The following is a 22,291-nucleotide window of genomic DNA, read 5'->3' on the forward strand; positions in this document are numbered from 1 at the left end:
TGGGCAACAGGTGAAAAAGGCGAAACTGGAGCGACAGGTTCAGCAGGTACGAACGGAACAGATGGATCAAAAGGCGATACCGGTTCAACAGGTTCCGCAGGTACGAACGGAACAAATGGAGCAAAAGGAGATACCGGAGCTACAGGTTCCAACGGCACAAATGGAGTAGATGGGGCAAAAGGAGATACAGGTTCAAATGGCACAAATGGAATCGACGGAGCAAAAGGAGATACAGGAGCGACAGGTTCAGCAGGTACGAACGGAACAGATGGAGCAAAAGGCGATACTGGTGAAAAAGGCGATACCGGAGCAACAGGCTCACAAGGCATACAAGGATTAAAAGGTGACACCGGAGCAACAGGCTCAGCAGGAACAAATGGAACTGATGGTGTAAAGGGCGATACCGGTGCAATAGGCTCACAAGGGATACAAGGATTAAAAGGAGATACTGGAGCAGCGGGTTCAGCAGGGACAAACGGTTCAAATGGAACAAACGGAGTTGACGGAGCAACAGGAGCAAAAGGCGATACAGGAGTAACGGGTTCAGCAGGAACAAACGGTTCAAATGGAGTTGATGGATTAAAAGGCGATACAGGAGCAACGGGTTCACAAGGAATTCAAGGAATAACAGGAAATACAGGCTCAACTGGCGCTACTGGAGAAACTGGCTCGCAAGGAATTCAAGGATTAAAAGGCGATACAGGAGCAACAGGTTCAACCGGTATAAAAGGTGATACTGGAGCGGTTGGTAATAAAGGAGATACTGGTATTAACGGCGAAAATGGCTTAGATGGAAAGAGCTATGGGGGCACTTCAGCAACATCTTTAATAGTTGATAAAGGAGACCAAGTTTTTGAGACAGAAAAAGATTTAGCATATATTAAAGGTCAAAGAATCAAAGCAATTAACCCAAAAGATAGTAAAACCTTTATGGAGGGCTATGTAAAAGAATATCAAGATGGAAAATTGATAATCGAGGTTTTAACAGCAAATGGTTCTGGAAATAATGATAACTGGGAATTTGGTATAGTAGGTGAAAAAGGAGAGACTGGTGATGTAGGACCACAAGGAATTCAAGGTTTGACAGGATCAGCAGGAACAAATGGAACCAACGGATCTGTTGGAGCAACAGGATCAGCGGGAATAAACGGTACTAACGGAGCAGTCGGTGCAACGGGAGCGACAGGATCAACCGGAGCAACAGGAAATAACGGAACAAACGGAACGAACGGAGCAGTAGGTGCAACGGGAGCGACAGGTTCAACAGGAGCAACAGGAAATAACGGAACAAACGGAACGAACGGAGCAGTAGGTGCAACTGGAGCGACAGGATCAACCGGAGCGACAGGAAATAACGGAACGAACGGAGCAGTCGGTGCAACGGGAGCGACAGGTGCAACAGGTTCACAAGGAATAACTGGATCGACAGGTGCAACAGGTTCACAAGGAATAACAGGAGCAACAGGTGCAACAGGTGCTACAGGGTCAGCTGGAACAAATGGAACAAATGGAGCAGTAGGTGCAACAGGAGCGACCGGATCAGCAGGAACAAATGGTACTAACGGAACAAATGGAACCAACGGAGCCGTTGGCGCAACAGGCTCACAAGGAATACAAGGAATTCAAGGATTGAAAGGTGATACAGGAGCAACCGGAACAGCTGGAACAAACGGAGCGATAGGTGCAACTGGAGCGACAGGCGCTACAGGGCCAACAATTGATGCAACTGCAACAACAAAAGGAGTTGTACAATTAGCCGGTGATTTATCAGGAACTGCTGCATTACCAAGAATTGCACAAAATGGGGCTACAACAAATCAGATTTTAACATGGAATGGTAGTGCATGGGTGGCTGCAGATCAAAATATGCCAAAAGGAACTGTTACTGGACAAACAGCAAGATGGGATCAAACAACTGGTAAATGGATAGTTGATGCTACTATATCTAATAATGGAGCATCAGTGAGTATTACTGGAGCAACCTCTCTTACTAATACAACTGCTTCTACTAGCTCAACAACTGGTGCTTTAATTGTATCTGGTGGTGTGGGTATAGCAAATAATATAAATATTGCTGGTAACTCAACTATCTCAGGAAATTCTACAACTACTGGTACATCTACCCTTACAGGCAACACAACTAGCGCTGGTGCGGTAAATATTACAAATTCAACCACATCAACTAGCTCAACAACTGGTGCATTAAAGGTATCAGGTGGTGTAGGAATTTCGGAAAATTTGAATGTTAATGGAAATGTAAGTGGAACAACAACATCTACCATTTCTGGATTTAATGCGGCATTAAATAACAAGACTGGTGCATATACGCTTACGGCTTCTGATAATGGCAAAGTGTTAACTTTTAATGTTGGAAGTAATGTCAATCTTACAATACCTTCAGGATTGCCAGTTGGTTTCAATTGTATGATAGTGCAGACCAACTTAGGACAAGTAATTTTTACCCAAAGTGGAACAACTATTAGTAACAGAAGTGGAAATACCAAAACAGCGGGTTTAAATGCTGTAGCTACAATATTAAATATTAGTAGTAATACATTCGTTACTTCCGGTGATATGAAATAAGCAATTTAGGGTATGAAAAAAAATATTAGCATTTCAAGAATATTAACCTCTATAATTATATGCGTTTTGAGTTGTCAGAATTTGGCAGCTCAAATAGCTATATCAACTTTTCAACCTGCTGAATATGTGCCTAATATTATTAAAACCGAATATATTAATAGGATTTCAACTGCTGCCGGGAATTCAAATACAGCAGTTGTGGGAGGAAGTATTAGCAATTCATTAAAAACTTCTACCGAGGTAGGTATGGTTTGGAGTACAAATGCCCAACCAGATTATACCACTGATCCTCACAGTCAAGCGACAACCGTTGCAAATGTATTTACTGCTAATTTGAGCGGTTTAAGTAATGGTACAACTTATTATGTATGCTCTTATGCATTAGATAATAACGGAAGGTACTATTATGGAGATCCAATTAAATTTATTGTTGGAGGCTCAGCTGATGGTAATTTAAATTTTACTAGCTACTCTTCTCCAGTACAAGTTTATGCAGATGATTTGAACGAATTGGATATTCTTTTGGATGGAGGTACGGTATTAAGTAGAGGTACAGCTGCTGCAAATCCATTAATTAACTTTACCAATGCGAATCAGCTGACTGCTGTTGGAGTTACACTTACCTCTAGTAAAGATGATTTTAGTATTTTTTTACAAGGTTTTTTCATCCCAAAAGAAACGGGAAGCTATCTATTTACATGTGAGGCAGATGATGCCGACGATTTATATGTAGATGGACTTCCTTTAATTACACAATATGGTGCACATTCGGCCTCTGGTTTAGGAAGTCACACTGCATCTATTTCTTTGACAGCAGGCGTTAAATATGCTTTTAGAGCTAGAATGCAAGAAAGAGCAGGGCAAGAGGTTTTACAAGTGGCATGGAAATCACCTTCAATTCAAGCTGCAAACGGCGCTTATGTTTTAGATGCCACAGAAATTTCTTCATTTTAAATGGTCAAAAACAATATATAAGAATTGTATTCAAGTTAATCAAATCTAATTATTTAGCAAGAGTCTTTTTAGGCATAGAAAGACTCTTGTTGTATAATAATATGTGTAATTCAATAATTGATTATTTTTTAAAGAAGTTTTGTTTTTTGAAGTGCAAAGCATATGAGTTAGATATTTTAAGAATATAATCAAAAAAATAATTTTCCATCTAGCTTAATATTAAAAAACAAAAAAACAATTTTATAATATTATTTGAGTCAATAATTTCTACGCAATGGGTAAAAAATTCAACATATATTTAAGGCTATTTAAAATTTATTGTAACCAATTCGTTTTTACTACGTATAAGGCTTTTTTAATTCAAAAATTCATTTTATAATTATTTACAAATCTTAACATTGTAGCCTTAATAGGCTATTTAAATTCATTTATTCCCCAATAAGTATATTTAATTACCCAAATTAAGATTAATTTACCCAATCTAATTCTTTACTTCTTAAATTTTAAGAGAATGTTATCTTCAAATTTAAAATTTTTTAAAATTATCATAAACTCACTTTAAACATTAAAAAACGCATATTTAATCCTAAATATTGATATTTTATCAATTAATATAATATGTAAAGCGGGGAATTTGTAACCCAATTTTTTAAGCGGCGTAAAACTTGTCTTAGTAATAGCATGAAGACAATAATTTTACTATCATTTTTAATTGCAGGTTTCGGGTTAAATTCTTACAGTCAAACAGTAGAAAGGTTAGCTATAACATCTGGTGGTGGTTCAGCAACATCAGCTTTAGGAGAAACTATCCAATTTACAATTGGTCAATCTTATTTTACACAAACATTAACTGATGGTAATTCAAATTACTTAACACAAGGATTTGAACAGCCAGTTAATCATAATTATGCTTCAATAGATGCTCCTGCTTATGCAGATGTTTATTCTAATAAAATAGAAGCATATCCAAACCCAGCAGTAAATTATGTAGATATTGTTTTAAGCTTAATTGATGATGATGGTGCAAAAATTTCTATTCTTGATATGTGGGGACAACCATTAAAGAAAGAAGATTTTTCTGTAACACAAGGAAAACAACAATTACATTTTGTATTTGGTAATGTACCAGCTGCGCTTTACACATTAAAAGTAGAAGCGAATAAAAAGGTATATTCCAAAAAATTATTAGTCGCAGGTACTAGCTCTAGAGTATCTTTATAAAAAAACTTACAACGATCTTCATAAATTAACAATCTTAAGAGCCGTTTCTAGCAATAGAAACGGTTCTTTTTTATAATATTTTGTTCGAAGCTTGATTTTCGGGTTTATTAGGATAAACAAGATTAGATTCTATAAATAGCGATATTATAAAATGAATAGAATTATTTTTAAAATTTGGATTAAATCAAACCTTTCCAGAATCCTATTTTTCCTAAAATTGGTTTAATTCTGATTCAGAGATTTTAATTTAAGGTGTAATCCAACTCCAACTCATCTAAACTAATCAGCAATTCTTTTGAAATATTAATCTGACGGGTTTTGCTGGGAAGTTCGATCCTGATTTTCTCCTTTTTATCTACAACAATAAAATTTAGCTTTTTAGAGCCCACATAGTTAGAAAACATATCATCTAAATCTTGAATTAAATCTTCATTAATATGATTGATATCTAAGCAGATATCAATTTTATTGGCTTGTTTTTCTAAAACGTCTCGTAGGTCAGAAAAATCGGCGTAAGTCCATTTAGTTCTTTTACCACCATCTTGTAAAGTATAATAAGCTATATTACCTTTTAAATATAGGTAGCTATTTAATACCAAATGATGTTTAAACTTCATGTAGTCGTCTTTATAAATGCTAAACTCATACATATCGTCATAACCTTCTAATTTAAACTGAGCCCAACCTCTTCCTTCTTTATTAAGCCGATGATTTACAAAAGAAATGATGCCGCCAACTTTAAAAGAAAAATCGGCTCCTTTATCAATCTCATTAAAAATTTGTAGGTTGCCTTTATTGCAATATTTATCCAAAATCAATTTGTATTCATCTAAAGGATGTCCTGAAATATAAATTCCAACTACTTCTTTTTCTTTGGCGAGTTTTAACATTGCGCCCCATTCTTCACAAAGGCTCAAACTTGGTTCGGGCATTTCTACACTTGCCCCACCTCCAAATAAACTTCCCTGAGAAGAATTTTCGTTTTCTTTATGTTTAGCTCCGTATTTTATAGCCTGTTCTAAAACGGTAGTATTATTTTCTTCATAAAAATATTGCGCTCTATGGGTATTTTTGAAACAATCAAATCCTCCGGCTAAAACTAAATTTTCTAAAGCTTTTTTATTGGCAGCTCTTAAATCTACTTTCTTAGTAAAATCGAAAATATTTTTATATTTTTCTTTTTCTCTATTAGCGATAATAGTTTCAACAGCACCCGCTCCAACTCCTTTTACAGCGCCCATTCCAAAACGGATGGCATAATCATCATTAACAGTAAATTTATGGTAAGATTCGTTTACATCCGGACCCAAAACCTGTAAACCCATTCGCTTACATTCTTCCATAAAGAAAGTAACCTGTTTGATATCATTCATGTTGTTAGAAAGCACCGCAGCCATATATTCTGCAGGATAATGTGCTTTTAAATAAGCAGTTTGGTAAGCAATCCAAGCGTAACAAGTAGAATGAGATTTGTTAAAGGCATAACTCGCAAAAGCTTCCCAATCTTTCCAAACTTTTTCTAAAACCTTAGCATCATGACCTTTTGCCGCAGCTTGAGAGATAAATTTTGGTTTCATTTTATCCAAAACATCTTTTTGCTTTTTACCCATCGCCTTACGCAAAACATCGGCTTCACCTTTGGTAAAATCTGCTAATTTTTGCGATAAAAGCATCACCTGCTCTTGGTAAACTGTAATTCCGTAGGTTTCTTTTAAATATTCTTCACTATCAGCAATATCATAAGTAATTACTTCTTCCCCATTTTTTCTACGGACAAAACTTGGGATATATTCCATCGGACCTGGGCGATAAAGCGCATTCATGGCAATTAAATCTCCAAAAACGGTAGGCTTTAAATCCTTCATGTGCTTTTGCATCCCTGGAGATTCATATTGGAAAATACCTACCGTTTCTCCTCTTTGGAAAAGCTCATAAGTTTTCTCATCATCAATAGGAAAAGAATCTGGATCTAAATCTAAATCCAATCTTTTCTTAACCAGTTTTACGGTGTCTTTTATCAGCGTAAGCGTTTTAAGACCTAAAAAGTCCATCTTTAACAAACCGGCACTTTCTACAACCGAGTTATCAAATTGAGTAACATATAAATCAGAATCTTTGGCCGTTGCAACGGGAACAAAATTGGTAATATCACTTGGCGTGATGATTACTCCACAAGCATGGATTCCTGTATTACGTACAGAACCCTCTAAAACTTGTGCCTGACGCAAAGTTTCGGCACTTAAATCGTTTCCATCGGCAATGTTTTTAAGCTGATTTACCAACTCCATTTCTTCTGATCGGAGTGCGCTTTTCAAAGCAGCATCATCTAAAGTGAAGATTTTTGCCAGCTTCATATTAGGAATCAGCTTTGCTAATTTATCAGCCTCGAAAAGTGGCAAATCTAAAACTCTAGCCGTATCACGAACGGAAGATTTTGCAGCCATAGTTCCATAGGTGATAATTTGCGCTACTTGGCTAGATCCGTATTTTTTGATAACATAATCCATTACTCTTCCACGTCCTTCATCATCAAAATCGATGTCGATATCTGGTAAAGAAACACGATCAGGATTTAAGAAACGCTCAAAAAGCAAATCATAAGCAATAGGATCAATATTGGTAATCCCCAAACAATAAGCAACTGCAGAACCAGCCGCAGAACCACGACCAGGACCCACCGAAACATCCAAACGCCTGGCTTCGGCAATAAAATCTTGAACAATTAAAAAATATCCCGGGTAACCGGTTTTCTCAATAGTAGCGAGTTCAAATTCTAACCGGTCTTTAATTTCCTGGGTTAAATCTGGGTATCGTTTTGCTGCACCAACGTAAGTTAAATGTGCTAAATATTTATTCTCGCCACGTTTACCACTATCTGCCTCATCTTCTGCAACTAAAAACTCATCAGGTATTCCAAATTTTGGCAGCAGCACATCACGGAAAAGTGAATAAGCCTCAATTTTATCTACAACTTCTTGGATGTTGATAATCGCTTCAGGTAAATCTGAAAAGAGCTTTTTCATCTCCTCTCCCGATTTAAAATAATATTCTTGATTTGGCATTCCGTATCGAAAACCTCGTCCACGACCAATTGGAGTCGCTAATTTTTCTCCCTCTTTTACGCAAAGCAAAATATCATGGGCATGCGCATCTACTTTATCAATATAATAGGTGTTATTAGTTGCTAAAATCTTAACCTCATTCTTTTTTGCTAAATCAATTAAGGTTTGGTTAACACGATTTTCATCTTCTTGGTCATGGCGCATCAATTCGATGTAGAATTCTTCTTTAAAAGTGTCTTTCCACCAAAGCAACGCTTCTTCTGCTTGGTTTTCACCGAGGTTTAAAATCTTGTTTGGGATTTCTCCATAAAGATTACCAGAAAGTACAATCAAATCGTCTTTATATTGCTCAATAATTTTTCTATCGATACGAGGAACGTAATAAAAACCAGCTGTATAAGCAATGGACGACATTTTTGCCAAATTGTGGTAGCCTTTTTTATTCTTGGCCAAAAACACAACCTGGTAACCATTATCTTTTCTCTTTTTATCTGTATGATCATCACAAACAAAAAACTCGCAACCAACTATAGGTTTAATTATGGTTTCTATGGCTTGTTCTCCGTTTGCTAATAATTCTTCATTTTTGGCTTTCGCCGATTTATTGTGATAAGCAACCGCACTCATAAAGTGAAAAGCACCCATCATGTTTGCATGATCGGTAATGGCAACGGCAGGCATTTTATTTTTAGCAGCAGCCCTAACCAAACTCGCCACAGAAATGGTAGATTGTAAAACAGAAAACTGACTGTGATTATGCAAATGGACAAAATCTACATCAACCAACTCTGCTAAATTTGCATTTTCTTCTTCAAAATTTGTAGGTGCATTTGGCGTTGCGCTTTTAGCCTTTAGCTTTGCAGATTCTTCTTTTAAATTGATATGCCTAATCCCAACGGATTGGATTTCATCAGAATTAAGAGTTCTAAACTCATTGAAATATGAAAAATCAACTTGTAACTCGGCAGCAGTAAAAACTTCTCTTTTAATTAAAGCAAAAAAGCAACGTGTAGTAGCTTCTACATCAGCAGTGGCATTGTGCGCTTCTGCAAAAGGTTTATTAAAAAGATATTGGTGTAATTCGGTAAGGTTTGGAAGTTTAAATTTCCCTCCACGACCTCCCGGAAGTTGTAATAAACTAGCGGTAACTTCAGTACAAGTATCTAAAACCGGGAGTTTAACCAATAAATTATTAAAGCCTAAGCGGTGAAATTCGGCTCCCATAATATTAATATCGAAACCTAAATTTTGTCCAACTATAAATTTGGTTTGGCTTAAAGCTGAGTTAAATTTCTCTAAAACTTCTGAAAGTTGAAAACCTTGTTCTTGCGCTAATTCGGTAGAAATTCCATGAACTTTTTCTGCATCGTAAGGGATATTGAAACCATCTGGTTTAACCAAATAATCTTCATGGGAAATTAGCCTCCCCATTTTATCATGCAATTGCCATGCTATTTGAATACACCTAGGCCAATTATCCGTATCTGTGAAGGGAGCGTCCCAACGTTTCGGCAATCCGGTGGTTTCGGTATCAAAAATTAAATACATGTTAAAAGCTTATCTTTTTATGAATGAGAATATTAGAAAATGCCTATAGAAATAGAACACTATCTCCAAATTTAACAAAAAATAGGTTTGATTTTCTGTTGTTGAAAAGTAGTTTTTGTGTTAAGATCTTACTTTAATTAATCTTTAAAAATAATTCTATGCAATCCTTTGCGGAGCTATATTAACACGTTTAGAGGGAGCTTATGGTTATAAATTTAAGGAATTACGGCTTTAGAATTATTGCTTAATTTTTAATTTTCTTTAAAACAGTTAAATTAGCATACAAATATTAAACATCTATATCTAGTTTAATTTAGCCAATTATGATAACAAAAAATATTTCAAAACTTTTATTGTTTTGCCTGCTTTTTACAACCAGTGCTTTTTATTCTTGCAGCTCAAGTAAAGGACTTAAATCATCCATTACAGTTAATGTAGAAAATAATTCTAGCATCGTTAAAAATGATGAAACTGTAGAAATTGCTTGGACATCTTTAAAAAAATTAGGAGTATTAAACCCAGCAGAGTTAATAGTGATGGATTTATCTTCAAATAAAGAAATTCCTTCTCAAGTAATTTATAACGGACAAACTACACCACAATCAATAATTTTTCAAGTAGATATTGCCGCAAATACTAAAAAGGATTATAGTATAAGCAAGGGAAAACCAGCAGATTATCCTAAAAAAGTATTTGGCCGACAAGCAACAGAACGCTTTGATGATTTTGCTTGGGAAAATAATTTAGTCGCATTTAGAATGTATGGCGAAGCATTAGAAGGCAAAGCCGGTATGGCAAAAGGAATAGATTTTTGGGCAAAAAGAACACAAAAGTTAGTAGTTAACGAATGGTATAAATTGGATAATTATCATCACGATAATGGCGATGGAGTTGATGCTTATAGCGTTGGCTTAACTTTGGGTTCTGGAGATGCCGAACCAATTGTTGGTGATGAAATTATTTTTCCTATCAATTATTCTTCTTATAAAATTTTAGATCAAGGACCAATCAGAATAAGTTTCGAGCTTACTTACAAACCTTTTATGGTAGATGGTAAGATGGTAAATGAGACCAAAACCCTTTCTTTAGATGCAGGTTCTCAAATGAATAAAGTGATTAATCATTATGATCGTAATGATTTAAAAATTGCAGCTGGAGTTACCAAACATAGTGGTGATGGAGTACCAAAATTAGATTTAGAGAATAATTATGTTGCCTATTGGGATTTAGCCGATGCTAAAGTAAATGGATATATTGGTGTAGGAGTTATAGTGCCAACAAAAAGCATCGATAATATTAAAACGACAAATCAGCATTTATTAATAATTAGTAAACTTGATAAAAACAATAATCTAGCATATTATCAAGGTGGCGGATGGAGCAAAAGCGGTAATTTTAAGGATGAAAATGCATGGTTTGATTATGTAAGGAATTTTAGTCAAAGCTTAAAACAGCCTTTGAAAGTGAGTATAAATTAATAGAAGATTAAACAGAATAATCATTCAAAATATAAATAATTGATAATGAATTTATTTGATTTAAGTGGGAAAGTTGCCCTAGTTACTGGTTGCAATAAGGGAATAGGAAAAGGAATGGCTTTGGCATTGGCAGCAGCAGGAGCTGATATAATTGGTGTATCTGCAAATATGCCAATGAGTGATGGTGAAACGGAGAATGAGGTTAAAAAGTTGGGTAAAACATTTAAACCCTATCGTTGTGATTTTGGGGATAGAGATTCTTTAGAAACCTTCATTAAAAAAGTAATGGAAGAAAATCCTCAGATAGATATATTGGTGAACAATGCTGGTACCATCATGAGAGCGCCTGCAGCAGAACATCCTAACGATTATTGGGATAGTGTGTTAGCTATTAATTTGGACGCACCATTTATTTTAACCAGAGAAATAGGAGCAAGAATGGTAGCGCAAGGTTCTGGTAAAATTATTTTTACGGCATCCTTATTAACTTTTCAAGGAGGTATAAATGTACCCGGATATGCAGCAAGTAAAGGCGCAATTGGTAGTTTAGTAAAAGCTTTCGCTAATGAATGGGCGGGCAAAGGTGTAAATGTTAATGCAGTTGCACCAGGTTATATCGCAACTGATAATACTGAAGCTTTAAGAAATGATGAGGATAGAAGTAAATCTATATTATCGAGAATACCAGCCGGAAGATGGGGCACACCAGAAGATTTTGGTGGCGTAACCGTTTTCTTGGCATCAAAAGCCGCAGATTATGTACACGGAACAATCATCACCGTAGATGGTGGATGGATGGGGCGATAATCTTCATATTTAATTGCTTAAAGCTGAATGCAAAAGGCTATTTAAAAATTCAAAATAGAGAATAAAAACATGGAACAAAGATATCATAACAGTCAGAAAGAAGTAAAAGAGATGAACACCGCAGAATTGCGTGAGCAGTTTTTAGTGGATGAATTAATGGTAAAAGGAGAAATTAAATTTACCTATAGCCATTATGATAGAGTAATTGTAGGAGGTGCAGTACCAACCTCGGGTAAATTAAGTTTAGAAAACTTCCCAATGTTAAGAGCAGAATATTTCTTAGAAAGAAGAGAAATGGGTGTGATTAACGTTGGTGGAAATGGAAAGATTGAAGTTGACGGAAATACGTATGAAGTAAATAAGAAAGACTGTCTTTATATCGGTAGAGGCAGTAAAAATATTTCTTTTTCTTCTGCTTCTGCCGATGAGCCTGCATTGTTTTATATTTTATCTACACCTGCTCATAAAGAATATGATACCAAATTAATGAAAGAATCAGATGCTACACCAGTAACATTGGGAGCGGCAGAAACTTCTAACCATAGAACCATTTACAAATATATTTTTGCCGATGGTTTACAAAGTTGTCAATTGGTAATGGGTTTAACTATTTTAAATACAGGCAGCGTTTGGAATACCATGCCAGCTCACGTCCACGATAGAAGGATGGAAGCCTATTTCTATTTTGATTTAGCTGATGATCAAACTATTTTCCATTTTATGGGAGAGCCTCAAGAAACCAGACACATCACTATCCATAATAATGAAGCAGTAATAAGTCCACCTTGGTCTATCCACTCTGGTTGTGGTACCAGCAACTATTCTTTTATTTGGGGAATGGGTGGCGAAAACCAGGATTACGGAGATATGGATCCTGTTAAAATTACAGATTTGAAGTAATTACAGTTAATTTAAGTCAACAAAAAGGGTGATGATTTTAAAAAATCATAACCCTTTTTTTATAAATGAATTTTCACTTAAACCTCGTAAGTTGTAGAAGATGTATCTCCACCTCTTCCTGTCCAATTGGTATGAAAAAATTCTCCTCTTGGTTTGTCTACTCTTTCATAAGTATGTGCGCCAAAGTAATCGCGTTGAGCTTGCAAGAGATTTGCCGGTAAACGCTCACAACGGTAACCATCATAATAATTTAAACCAGCACTCAAGCAAGGAACAGGAATACCATTAATAACTGCTGTTGAAATTACATTTCTCCAACCAGCCTGGTGATCTTTCATTTTTCCGGCAAAGAAAGAATCTAATAAAAGGTTGTTTAAATCAGGGTTTTTATCAAAAGCTTCTTTAATATTACCTAAAAAGCGAGAACGTATAATACATCCACCACGCCACATTAAAGCTACACTTCCATAATTTAATGTCCATTGAAATTCTTTTGCTGCGGCTTTCATCATTTGATAACCTTGTGCATAAGAAATCACTTTTGCTGCGTATAAAGCTGCGCCTAAATCTTTAAGAAAAGCTTTTTTATCTCCATCAAAACTTGGAGTTGGACCATTTAGTACTTTAGAAGCTGCAACACGCTCATCTTTTAAAGCAGATAAACATCTGGAAAAAACAGATTCGGTAATTAAAGTTAATGGAATACCCAAATCTAATGAAGTATTAACAGTCCATTTTCCAGTTCCTTTTTGCATGGCGGTATCTAAAATTTTATCTACCAAATGCGTTCCGTCTTCTTCTTTGTAAGCTAAAATATCTGCGGTAATTTCAATTAAATAACTATCTAATTCGCCTTTATTCCATTCTGCAAAAACATCTTGCATTTCGCTGGTGCTCATGCCTAAAACATCTTTCATAATTTGATAAATCTCATTGATTAGCTGCATATCGCCATATTCAATTCCGTTATGTACCATTTTTACGAAATGCCCAGCACCACCATCTCCAACCCAATCACAACAAGGTGTACCATCTTCTACTTTTGCAGCAATTCCCTGAAAAATAGGCTTAACTGCTTCCCAAGCTTTTGGAGAACCTCCGGGCATAATAGATGGACCTTTTAAAGCACCTTCTTCGCCGCCAGAAACACCAGTACCAATAAATAATAAGCCTTTACTTTCTACATATTTTACTCTACGTTCGGTATCTGGGAAATGAGAATTTCCACCATCAATAATAATATCTCCTTTATCTAAAAGTGGAATCAAAATTTCAATAAAATCATCAACAGGTTTACCTGCTTTAACCATCAACATTACCTTTCGTGGCGATTTTAATGAACCAATAAAATCTTCAATAGTATTCGCACCATAAATATTTAAACCTTTCGCTCGGCCTTCAATAAACTTCTCCACTTTATCAACAGTTCGGTTAAACGCAGATACATGAAAACCTTTACTTTCCATATTTAAAATTAGGTTTTCGCCCATTACGGCAATTCCTATTACACCTATATCAGATACTTGCTTCATTTTTGTAATTATTTTTTAAGAATTGTTTTTTAGTTTGATAGCCAAATTTAACCATTTATTAATGGATAGCAATTAAAGATTGACATATGGTTTTATAGAATTTGAATCAATACGATATCAGAAATGTATAATTTAGGCGTTTTAACACGCTATCCGCTGTATCTTTTTTCTGAAATGAAAAAAGGATGCCGCTACTATCGTTAACGCAAAAAAACTAAGTCGATTAAATGTTACCATAATGACTTTTTAAATTTCTAAAAAACACATTAATTACTATTTTTGTGAGCTTCATTAAGAAATTAAATGAGCGACCAAATCAAACACGAATGCGGTATTGCATTCATCAGATTGTTAAAACCCCTATCTTTTTATCAAGAAAAATACGGCACATCACTTTATGGCTTAAACAAGCTGTATTTGTTGATGGAAAAACAGCATAACCGTGGGCAAGATGGGGCCGGGATTGCAACCATTAAACTTGATGTTAAGCCTGGAAACCGATATATAAGTCGTCATCGCTCTATGGAGAAAAATGCTGTTCAGGATATTTTTTCTTATGTAATGCGAAAGTTTGCGGTGATAGAAAAGGAACAACCAGAGCTTTTAAAAGACGCAGAATGGCTTAAAGAACACGTAAGTTTTACTGGAGAGGTTCTATTAGGACATTTAAGATACGGAACTCACGGTAATAATAGCATTGAAGCTTGTCACCCGTTTTTACGTCAAAATAATTGGATGACCCGTAATTTAATGATTGCCGGTAACTTCAACATGACAAATGTTGATGAGCTTTTACAGCAGCTTTATGATTTAGGGCAGCATCCAAAAGAGAGAGCAGATACAGTTACAGTTTTAGAAAAAATCGGTCATTTTTTAGATGACGAAAATCAATTTCTCTTTAATAAATTTAAAAGGGAAGGTTACGATAATAATGAGATTTCTCAACTCATAGGTAACCAATTAAACGTTAACAGAATTTTGCAAAAATCTGCAAAAACTTGGGATGGCGGTTATACCATTGCAGGTATATTTGGACATGGTGATGCTTTTGTATTGAGAGATCCAGCAGGAATTCGTCCAGCTTATTATTATCATGATGATGAAATTTTTGTAGCAGCTTCAGAAAGACCAGCATTACAAACAGCTTTCAATATAAAAATTGGGCAGGTTAAAGAAATTGAGCCCGGTCATGCTTTAATTATCAAAAAAGACGGAACCATTTCTGATGAAATATTTAGAGAACCAGTAGAAAAAAAGGCATGTTCATTTGAGCGTATATATTTCTCAAGAGGAAGTGATGCAGATATTTATAAAGAGCGTAAAAAACTAGGAAATTTACTTTGCCCTAAAATTTTAGAACATGTAAATCATGATTTAGAGCATACGGTTTTCTCTTACATTCCAAACACTGCTGAAGTTTCATTTTACGGATTAGTAGAGGGTTTACATGCTTATACTAAACAGACACAAAGAGATGCTTTGATAAATAGCAGGGATAATTTAACAGATGAAGAGTTAGACCGTATTTTAAAAATCACCCCAAGGGTAGAAAAATTGGCAATCAAAGATGCAAAGATGCGTACTTTCATCACTCAAGATGCAGAACGTAGTGATATGGTTGCCCACGTTTATGATACCACTTACGGTTTGATTAAACGAGATGTTGACACTTTAGTGGCTATGGATGATTCTATTGTAAGAGGTACAACATTAAAGCAAAGTATTTTAAGAATTTTTGACCGACTTGGTCCAGTTAAAATTGTAATCGTTTCTTCGGCACCACAAATCCGATACCCAGATTGTTACGGAATTGATATGAGCAAAATGGGCGAATTTGTAGCTTTTAATGCAGCAATTTCTTTATTGCGTGAACGTAAAATGGATAATGTAATTACCGCTGTTTACAATAAATGCCAGGCACAAGCAAATGCGCCCAAGGAAGAGGTAATTAACCACGTGAAAGAAATCTATGCACCTTTTACGCCTGAAGAAATATCAGATAAAATTGCCCAAATCATTACTCCAAAAGAAGTTTCAGCAAAAGTAGAAGTGATTTATCAAACTTTAGAAGGTTTACATGAAGCTTGTCCAGACCATTTGGGAGATTGGTATTTTTCTGGAGATTACCCAACGCCAGGTGGGAATAAAGTAGTTAATAGAGCTTTTATGAATTGGATGGAAGGTAAAAATGCAAGGGCTTACGTTTAGGTGATTAGGTTGTTAGTTAGTTAGTTAGTTAGTTAGTTAGTTAGTTAAGTTGTTTTTAGTTAGTTTTTAGGCTTTTCAAGTTCATTAGTCAACAATTCATTAGGATTGTAAAGTTTTAAATCTAAGAATCTTTCAATATTAATATTCTGTCTGTAGAGTTTAGCGTAGTGTTCTCTACGGATTGGCAAATAAAAAAGAGTCTCCAGACTCGAGTTAGTAGTAAGAACATTAAACTCAGGGTCCTTTACAAGAGACCCTGCTATTACAAAAAAAATGCAAGGGCTTATTTGTAGGTGATTAAGTTGTTAATTGGTTAGGTTGTTGGGTGGAGTTAGTTAGTTAGTTAGTTAGTTAGTTAGTTAGTTAGTTAGTTAGTTAGTTAAATTGAGTCTTTATTCTTCGCTCCTTATTCTTTTTCTACGATCTAAATCAGTGTATTGGTAAAAATCAAATTATAAATCAGCTTTAACGCAAAAATAATAATGATTATCCCTGCGATTTTATTCAAATTCTGAAGACTTTTCTCCTTAATCTTGTATCTCATTTTATGGGCAAAATAAGCTTTAAGGGTATCCATAGAAAAAAGAGTAATCAATATTGCCCCAAAAAACGGAATAATTTGTTTGCTTGTTAATTCCCCATACATAGAATATACCCCGCTAGAAACGCTAATCCAATATAAAAGAATAAAAGGGTTGAAAATACACATGAAAAAGCCCTTAAAAAAATAACCAGCGTGTTTTATTCTTGAAGGTACATCTGTATAATCGAGTCTGATTTTTTTGAATAGATAATAAAAACCTATCCCTAGCAAAATAGCACTTCCCACAATGCCAATGGGGATGCGATAAGTGCTTTCAAAGCTAAGTAGTGAAGTGCCAAAAAGAGTAATCGTCATGTAAATGAAATCGCTGACAACCACTCCACTAGCTAATGCAACGCCAGCATAAAAACCTCTCTCAATACTTGTTTTAATAAGGGCGAAGAATACAGGTCCGGTTAAGAATGAAAGTACAATCCCTAAGCCAATTCCCGAAACGATAAGTTCTAGCATGTATAATTTATTGGTGTCCCTTCAATGCGAATATGCAATTTTAAGATGCAAAAACATAGATTTTTATTTAAAACGCTTAAATCTAATGGATGTTTCCGAGTGCTCATTTTTATAATTTCTCAATTCTAATCTTAAAATTTATAGGTTACTTTGTGCAGCACCAAAATTTTAGATTTAAATGAAGTTAAGTTTTAACGAAATTTTTATGAACCTTGCTGCCGATTTGGCCAAACGTTCTCATTGTGTAAAAAACCAAGTTGGTGCGGTTTTAACAAAAGATACTAGAATAATTTCTATCGGTTACAACGGTCCGCCGGCAAATACCCACAATTGTGATGAAGAATGGCCAGGAGAAGGTTGCCCTCGTGATTCTAGAAACAGCTGTTCTTTAGCACTACATGCAGAAGAAAATGCAATTTTATACGCTATAAAAAACGGAACGCAAATTCAAGGTGCTACATTATATACTACGCTTTCGCCTTGTATTGCTTGTGCAAGGTTGATTTTATCATCAGGAATTAAAGAAGTGATGTTTCGTTTTTCTTATGCTGAATATAAAGGTTTACCAACCGATGAGGGCGTAGAATTTTTAAATAAATTTGGCGTTAAGTGCTTTAAATTAGCTGAGGAAATAGCTGCATCATAAATATGAAATACATTTTATTTATCATCTATATTTTCGCAAGCTCTACAACTTTTGCTCAAGAAAACCATCTTCAAGATGAGGCTATTAATGAGCTTTCAGGTTTGGCAGTATCTTCTAAAAACGATAATTTAATTTGGGTACACAATGATAGTGGCGATAAAAGTTACGTTTACCTAATTAATAATCAAGGTAAAAAACTAGCTAGAATCAATTATAATAAAGAAGTTAAGGATTGCGAGGATATTGCATTATTCACTCCTAAAAATCAAAAACCACAAATTTATGTTGCGGATATCGGTGATAATAATGCTAAAAGAGACTACATAAGCTTATATAAATTTGATGAGCCCAATTCAGATATAAACGATACAGATTTTGATATTAAAAACGTCGAAGAGATTAAACTAAAATATCCAGATGGTCCAAGGGATTCAGAGTGCTTAATTATAGACCCGATAGATAAAAACATCTATATTATATCAAAAAGAGAAGATAGCGTAAAGGTTTACTCTACACCAATTAATACTCGCTCAAACCAGAATACTACATTAAAGAAAGAAGCAACTTTGTTCTTTCCAGGTTTTGTTAAGCTTAAATTTATTACTTCTGGAGATATTTCTAGGGATGGAAAACAGATAGTGATAAAATCTTATGGTAACATCTTTTATTGGGAAAGAAAAGCCAACGAAACTTTTGTTAACGCATTAAAAAAGCCTTTTAAAATACTGCCTTACAAGCCAGAACCTCAAGGTGAAGCAATAGGCTTTACTCATAGTGGCAATAAATATTATACCATTAGCGAAGGAAAAGGAGCAATAATTTATTTAAAAAGTATTAATTAATTTACAACGTCGTCTTCGTCTTCTGGCAATATAAAATCGTCTCCAAATTGCTCATTAACATCATGTGCCCATTCCTCTTGGTTAGTTGCCTCATGTACGTTTTCGGTTTGTTTGTTGACTATTTTATCCTCATCGTTAGTGATTTTTACATCATCAGCATTTTTCTTTAAATCTTTTGGGTCTTGAGTATTTTCCATGATTGATTTTTTAATAGAATAATCAAAAATCTTACCATTTAAATTTTTAGGACTTTCTCAGCGTCGAAAAAAACTGCGACGTATTTTAATTAAAGACTTACTAAGTTTCAAAAACTTCGTAAGTCTTAATAAGAAAATAGTATCAAAACCGATACAATTTCTATATCATTTTCAGTTATAAAGATTTTTTCTAAATTGCTTTTTAATAAAACCAAAAGTCAATAATATGAAACTAAGAATTTACTTATTCAATGCATTTCTAATTACCAGTTTATCTGTTTTTGCCCAAACAAAAAATCCTATTATAGATCAAATTGTTAAGGAAGAAAAAGAAAATTCCCAATTAAAAATGCTCGCCCATGAGCTCACGGATTTCATTGGTCCCCGTTTAGTAGGCTCTCCACAAATGAAACAAGCAAATGATTGGGCTGTAAAAAAATATACCGATTGGGGCATCAATGCTAAAAATGAAAAATGGGGCGAATGGCGTGGATGGCAACGTGGCATTACCCATATTGATATGGTTTCGCCTAGAGTAAAATCTTTAGAAGGCACACAACTGGCTTGGAACCCTTCTACATCATCTAAAGGAGTAACAGCAGAAGTTATTATTCTCCCAGATTTAGCAGATTCTACTGCATTTAGCAATTGGTTGCCAAATGTAAAGGGAAAGTTAGTAATGGTTTCCATGTTACAACCAACGGGACGCCCTGATGATAATTGGGAAACATTTGGTACCAAAGAATCTATCGAGAAAATGAAAACCGAACGAGCCGAAATGACTAAAGCTTGGGCAAATCGTATTCGTAAAACAGGTTTCACTTCCCGAACTTTACCATTAGCTTTAGAAAATGCTGGAGCTGCTGGTGTTGTTACTTCTTATTGGTCGGCAGGATTTGGTGTAAATAAAATATTTAGTGCCTATACCAAGAAAATTCCTTCAGTAGATATTTCACTAGAAGATTATGGAATGTTATATCGTTTGGCAGAATCGGGCAATACACCAAAACTTAAAATAGTTGCAGAAAGTAAAGAAATGGGCAAAGTGCCTGTTTTTAATACCATTGCAGAAATTAAAGGATCAGAAAAACCTGATGAATATGTAATCCTTTCTGCACATTTTGATTCCTGGGATGGTGCTAGCGGTGCAACCGATAACGGGACCGGAACAATTACCATGATGGAAGCGATGCGAATTTTGAAGAAAGTTTATCCAAATCCAAAACGTACCATTTTAGTAGGACATTGGGGCAGTGAAGAACAAGGTTTAAATGGCTCAAGGGCTTTCGTTGAGGATCATCCCGAAATTGTTAAAAACATTCAAGCGGTGTTTAATCAAGATAACGGTACAGGAAGAGTAGTAGATTTATCTGGTCAAGGATTTTTAAACGCTTACGATTATTTAGGAAGATGGTTATATCCAGTTCCAACAGAAATTAAAAATCAAATCAAAACTAACTTTCCAGGTACGCCAGGTGGGGGCGGTTCTGATTACGCTTCTTTTGTAGCAGCCGGCGCACCAGCTTTTTCATTAAGTTCTACCAGTTGGGCTTATGGTAATTATACATGGCACACTAACAGAGATACTTACGATAAAATTGTTTTTGATGATGTACAAAGTAATGCTATTCTAACTGCAATTTTAGCTTACATGGCATCTGAAGATCCAGAAAAAACATCTAATGTAAAAAGTATATTGCCAATGGATAATAGAACAGGTAAACCATCAGCTTGGCCAGTTCAGCGTTCTCCAACTAGGTTAGGTGGAATGGATTAAATACTAATAATTAAATCAATGGTAGTTTTCTTAAACTCACTAAATATTTCATAAACGATTGACCTATTTCATGCAGATAAAATAAACGTGTTAGATAATGGAAAAGTGGTGGAAGAGGGTAACAATTCTGATTTGATTTTAAAACAGACACATTATTATGATTTATGGAAACAGGCTTTTCCTAAGTAATTTCATAATCAAGTACTTGCAGTAGAAATTTTAGCTTGTTATTTAACAATTTCCTTTTTTTAAAACTGATATTTTCAAAATCATTTAATTTAATATTATGAGAATCATACCATTAATGATATTATTTTTAATTGGTGTAGTTAGCACTGATTGTTTTGCACAACAAAAAATCTCAGGTCAAATATTGGATAGTCTAAATTCTAAACCAATTGCGTATGCGGTTATTCAGGTTTCAAAAAACACGGTAATCTCAAATTCTGAAGGTAATTTTGAATTAAATATAAAAGAGGATAAAAATGACAGTTTAATATTATCCTGTTTTGGATATCAGCTTAAAAAGTATTCATTTAAAGAATTATCAAAGCAAAACCAAAAATTTTATTTAAGTCCTCAAAGTATAATTCTTATCGAGGTTACTGTTAAGCCAATCACCATTAAAGAACTTTTGATATTGGCCACTAAAACATCTTCAGAGAAATTTAATAGCCCAGTTCTACTATCAGGTTATTACCGTGAGGTAGTAAAAAGAGATTCGCTAATTTCTAAATATTCTGATGGTTTATTAAATTATTTTATAGAAAAAGATAAAAAGGGAAAAACGGATATTACCGTTAAAATAGACCAAAGTAGGGTTAAAGAAGTAGATTTAAAAGAAGAAGATGATAAAATTGACGCTCTTAATAGTAAAATACCTGTAACGCTCTTACCATCTTACATACGCCCAAATTTATTAAGTATTTTAGACAGCAACAACTTTAAAAATTATAATTTTAAATTGGTTGAAATTGAAGGTGCCCAACCATTATATAAAATCACTTTTAAACCTCAATTAGAAGCCAAAGTTCCTCTAAATGAAGGTGTAATTTATATAGATAAAGAAACAAATCTAATTTTAGAAATGGAGGCAAAATTTTGTCCTACTCCAAATGTACCGTTTTTTAAAACTGTATCTATGTTGGGCATAACAGTTAATGTTACAGACAGAAATCTTTATGTAAAGTATAAACATATTGATGATAATTATTACCCGCTTTATTCGCAATTTGGAATTAAGGTGTCAATTGCTTCTAAAAGAGTAAACCAAACTTCTGAACTGCGAAGCGAGTTTTTAGCTACAGATTATCAAAATAAATCTGTAATTAAACCTAATACCAATGTTTTTAATAAATTGTATTTATATAAAAACGGCTCTAATTTTACTTATAATTTTTGGGAAAGTATGATTTCTACTTTAAACAGCAAAGAAGAGTTATTATTTTTGAAGGAATGATAATTAAATTAAAAACAGTTGCT

Annotated in this window: 15 protein-coding genes; 11 read left to right on the forward strand and 4 right to left on the reverse strand. The window is 34.6% G+C overall.

All coding sequences use genetic code 11. The features are described 5' to 3' along the window. From A5893_RS00420 to A5893_RS00430, 3 genes are all read left to right on the forward strand, one after another. Positions 1 to 2,583: beta strand repeat-containing protein (locus tag A5893_RS00420; RefSeq protein ID WP_198342232.1), on the forward strand; the 2,583-nt coding region annotated here is incomplete at its 5' end. Positions 2,584 to 2,595: 12 nt separating this feature from the next. Then, positions 2,596 to 3,537: a PA14 domain-containing protein gene (locus A5893_RS00425; RefSeq protein WP_082911260.1), complete on the forward strand. Its 942-nt coding sequence runs from the start codon at positions 2,596 to 2,598 to the stop codon at positions 3,535 to 3,537. Positions 3,538 to 4,218: 681 nt separating this feature from the next. After that, positions 4,219 to 4,758: a T9SS type A sorting domain-containing protein gene (locus tag A5893_RS00430; RefSeq protein WP_068820569.1), complete on the forward strand. Its 540-nt coding sequence runs from the start codon at positions 4,219 to 4,221 to the stop codon at positions 4,756 to 4,758. 242 nt (positions 4,759 to 5,000) lie between these two features. Here the strand turns inward: A5893_RS00430 and dnaE are convergent, their stop codons facing one another. Continuing rightward, entirely contained in the window at positions 5,001 to 9,368 is a 4,368-nt protein-coding gene (gene dnaE / locus A5893_RS00435) for a DNA polymerase III subunit alpha (protein ID WP_068820570.1), read from the reverse strand. Positions 9,369 to 9,691: 323 nt separating this feature from the next. Here dnaE and A5893_RS00440 point away from each other — a divergent pair, with 323 nt between their 5' ends. From A5893_RS00440 to kduI, 3 genes are all read left to right on the forward strand, one after another. Continuing rightward, entirely contained in the window at positions 9,692 to 10,846 is a 1,155-nt protein-coding gene (locus A5893_RS00440) for a DUF4861 family protein (protein ID WP_068820571.1), read from the forward strand. 45 nt (positions 10,847 to 10,891) lie between these two features. Continuing rightward, positions 10,892 to 11,653: an SDR family oxidoreductase gene (locus A5893_RS00445; RefSeq protein ID WP_068820572.1), complete on the forward strand. Its 762-nt coding sequence runs from the start codon at positions 10,892 to 10,894 to the stop codon at positions 11,651 to 11,653. 69 nt (positions 11,654 to 11,722) lie between these two features. Next, positions 11,723 to 12,553 carry a 5-dehydro-4-deoxy-D-glucuronate isomerase gene (gene kduI, locus A5893_RS00450; RefSeq protein ID WP_068820573.1) on the forward strand — a complete coding sequence of 277 codons (831 nt, stop codon included), beginning with the start codon at positions 11,723 to 11,725 and terminating at the stop codon, positions 12,551 to 12,553. Positions 12,554 to 12,630: 77 nt separating this feature from the next. On the opposite strand, the gene gnd is transcribed toward kduI, so the two are convergent. Further along, complete coding sequence (gnd, locus tag A5893_RS00455; protein ID WP_068820574.1) at positions 12,631 to 14,085, reverse strand: decarboxylating NADP(+)-dependent phosphogluconate dehydrogenase; 1,455 nt, start codon at positions 14,083 to 14,085, stop codon at positions 12,631 to 12,633. Between the two features lie 303 nt (positions 14,086 to 14,388). Between gnd and A5893_RS00460 the strand changes: the two genes are divergently transcribed. Then, complete coding sequence (locus tag A5893_RS00460) at positions 14,389 to 16,293, forward strand: amidophosphoribosyltransferase (protein WP_068820575.1); 1,905 nt, start codon at positions 14,389 to 14,391, stop codon at positions 16,291 to 16,293. A gap of 424 nt (positions 16,294 to 16,717) precedes the next feature. Here the strand turns inward: A5893_RS00460 and A5893_RS00465 are convergent, their stop codons facing one another. Further along, the gene (locus tag A5893_RS00465) at positions 16,718 to 17,347 is read right to left on the reverse strand and encodes a LysE family translocator (RefSeq protein WP_068820576.1); all 630 of its coding nucleotides are present in this window, start codon (positions 17,345 to 17,347) and stop codon (positions 16,718 to 16,720) included. Between the two features lie 178 nt (positions 17,348 to 17,525). On the opposite strand from A5893_RS00465, the gene A5893_RS00470 reads away from it, so the two are divergent. Together A5893_RS00470 and A5893_RS00475 are read left to right on the forward strand one after the other, a co-directional pair. Beyond that, positions 17,526 to 17,993, forward strand: coding sequence for a deoxycytidylate deaminase (locus tag A5893_RS00470; protein ID WP_068820577.1), 468 nt, complete (start codon positions 17,526 to 17,528; stop codon positions 17,991 to 17,993). Between the two features lie 2 nt (positions 17,994 to 17,995). Further along, positions 17,996 to 18,835, forward strand: coding sequence for a hypothetical protein (locus tag A5893_RS00475; RefSeq protein WP_068820578.1), 840 nt, complete (start codon positions 17,996 to 17,998; stop codon positions 18,833 to 18,835). On the opposite strand, the gene A5893_RS00480 is transcribed toward A5893_RS00475, so the two are convergent. Further along, on the reverse strand, positions 18,832 to 19,032 hold the full coding sequence (locus A5893_RS00480; protein WP_068820579.1) for a hypothetical protein: 201 nt from the start codon (positions 19,030 to 19,032) through the stop codon (positions 18,832 to 18,834). The genes A5893_RS00475 and A5893_RS00480 overlap by 4 nt on opposite strands. A 226-nt stretch (positions 19,033 to 19,258) precedes the next feature. Here A5893_RS00480 and A5893_RS00485 point away from each other — a divergent pair, with 226 nt between their 5' ends. Both A5893_RS00485 and A5893_RS00490 read left to right on the forward strand, forming a co-directional pair. After that, positions 19,259 to 20,809: a M20/M25/M40 family metallo-hydrolase gene (locus A5893_RS00485; protein ID WP_068820580.1), complete on the forward strand. Its 1,551-nt coding sequence runs from the start codon at positions 19,259 to 19,261 to the stop codon at positions 20,807 to 20,809. Between the two features lie 286 nt (positions 20,810 to 21,095). Next, a complete protein-coding gene (locus A5893_RS00490; RefSeq protein ID WP_068820581.1) occupies positions 21,096 to 22,268 on the forward strand; it encodes a carboxypeptidase-like regulatory domain-containing protein in 1,173 nt (390 codons plus the stop codon). The last annotated feature ends 23 nt before the right edge of the window (positions 22,269 to 22,291 follow it).

The organism is Pedobacter psychrophilus (genome assembly GCF_001652725.1).
GTDB classification, from domain to species: Bacteria; Bacteroidota; Bacteroidia; order Sphingobacteriales; family Sphingobacteriaceae; genus Pseudopedobacter; species Pseudopedobacter psychrophilus.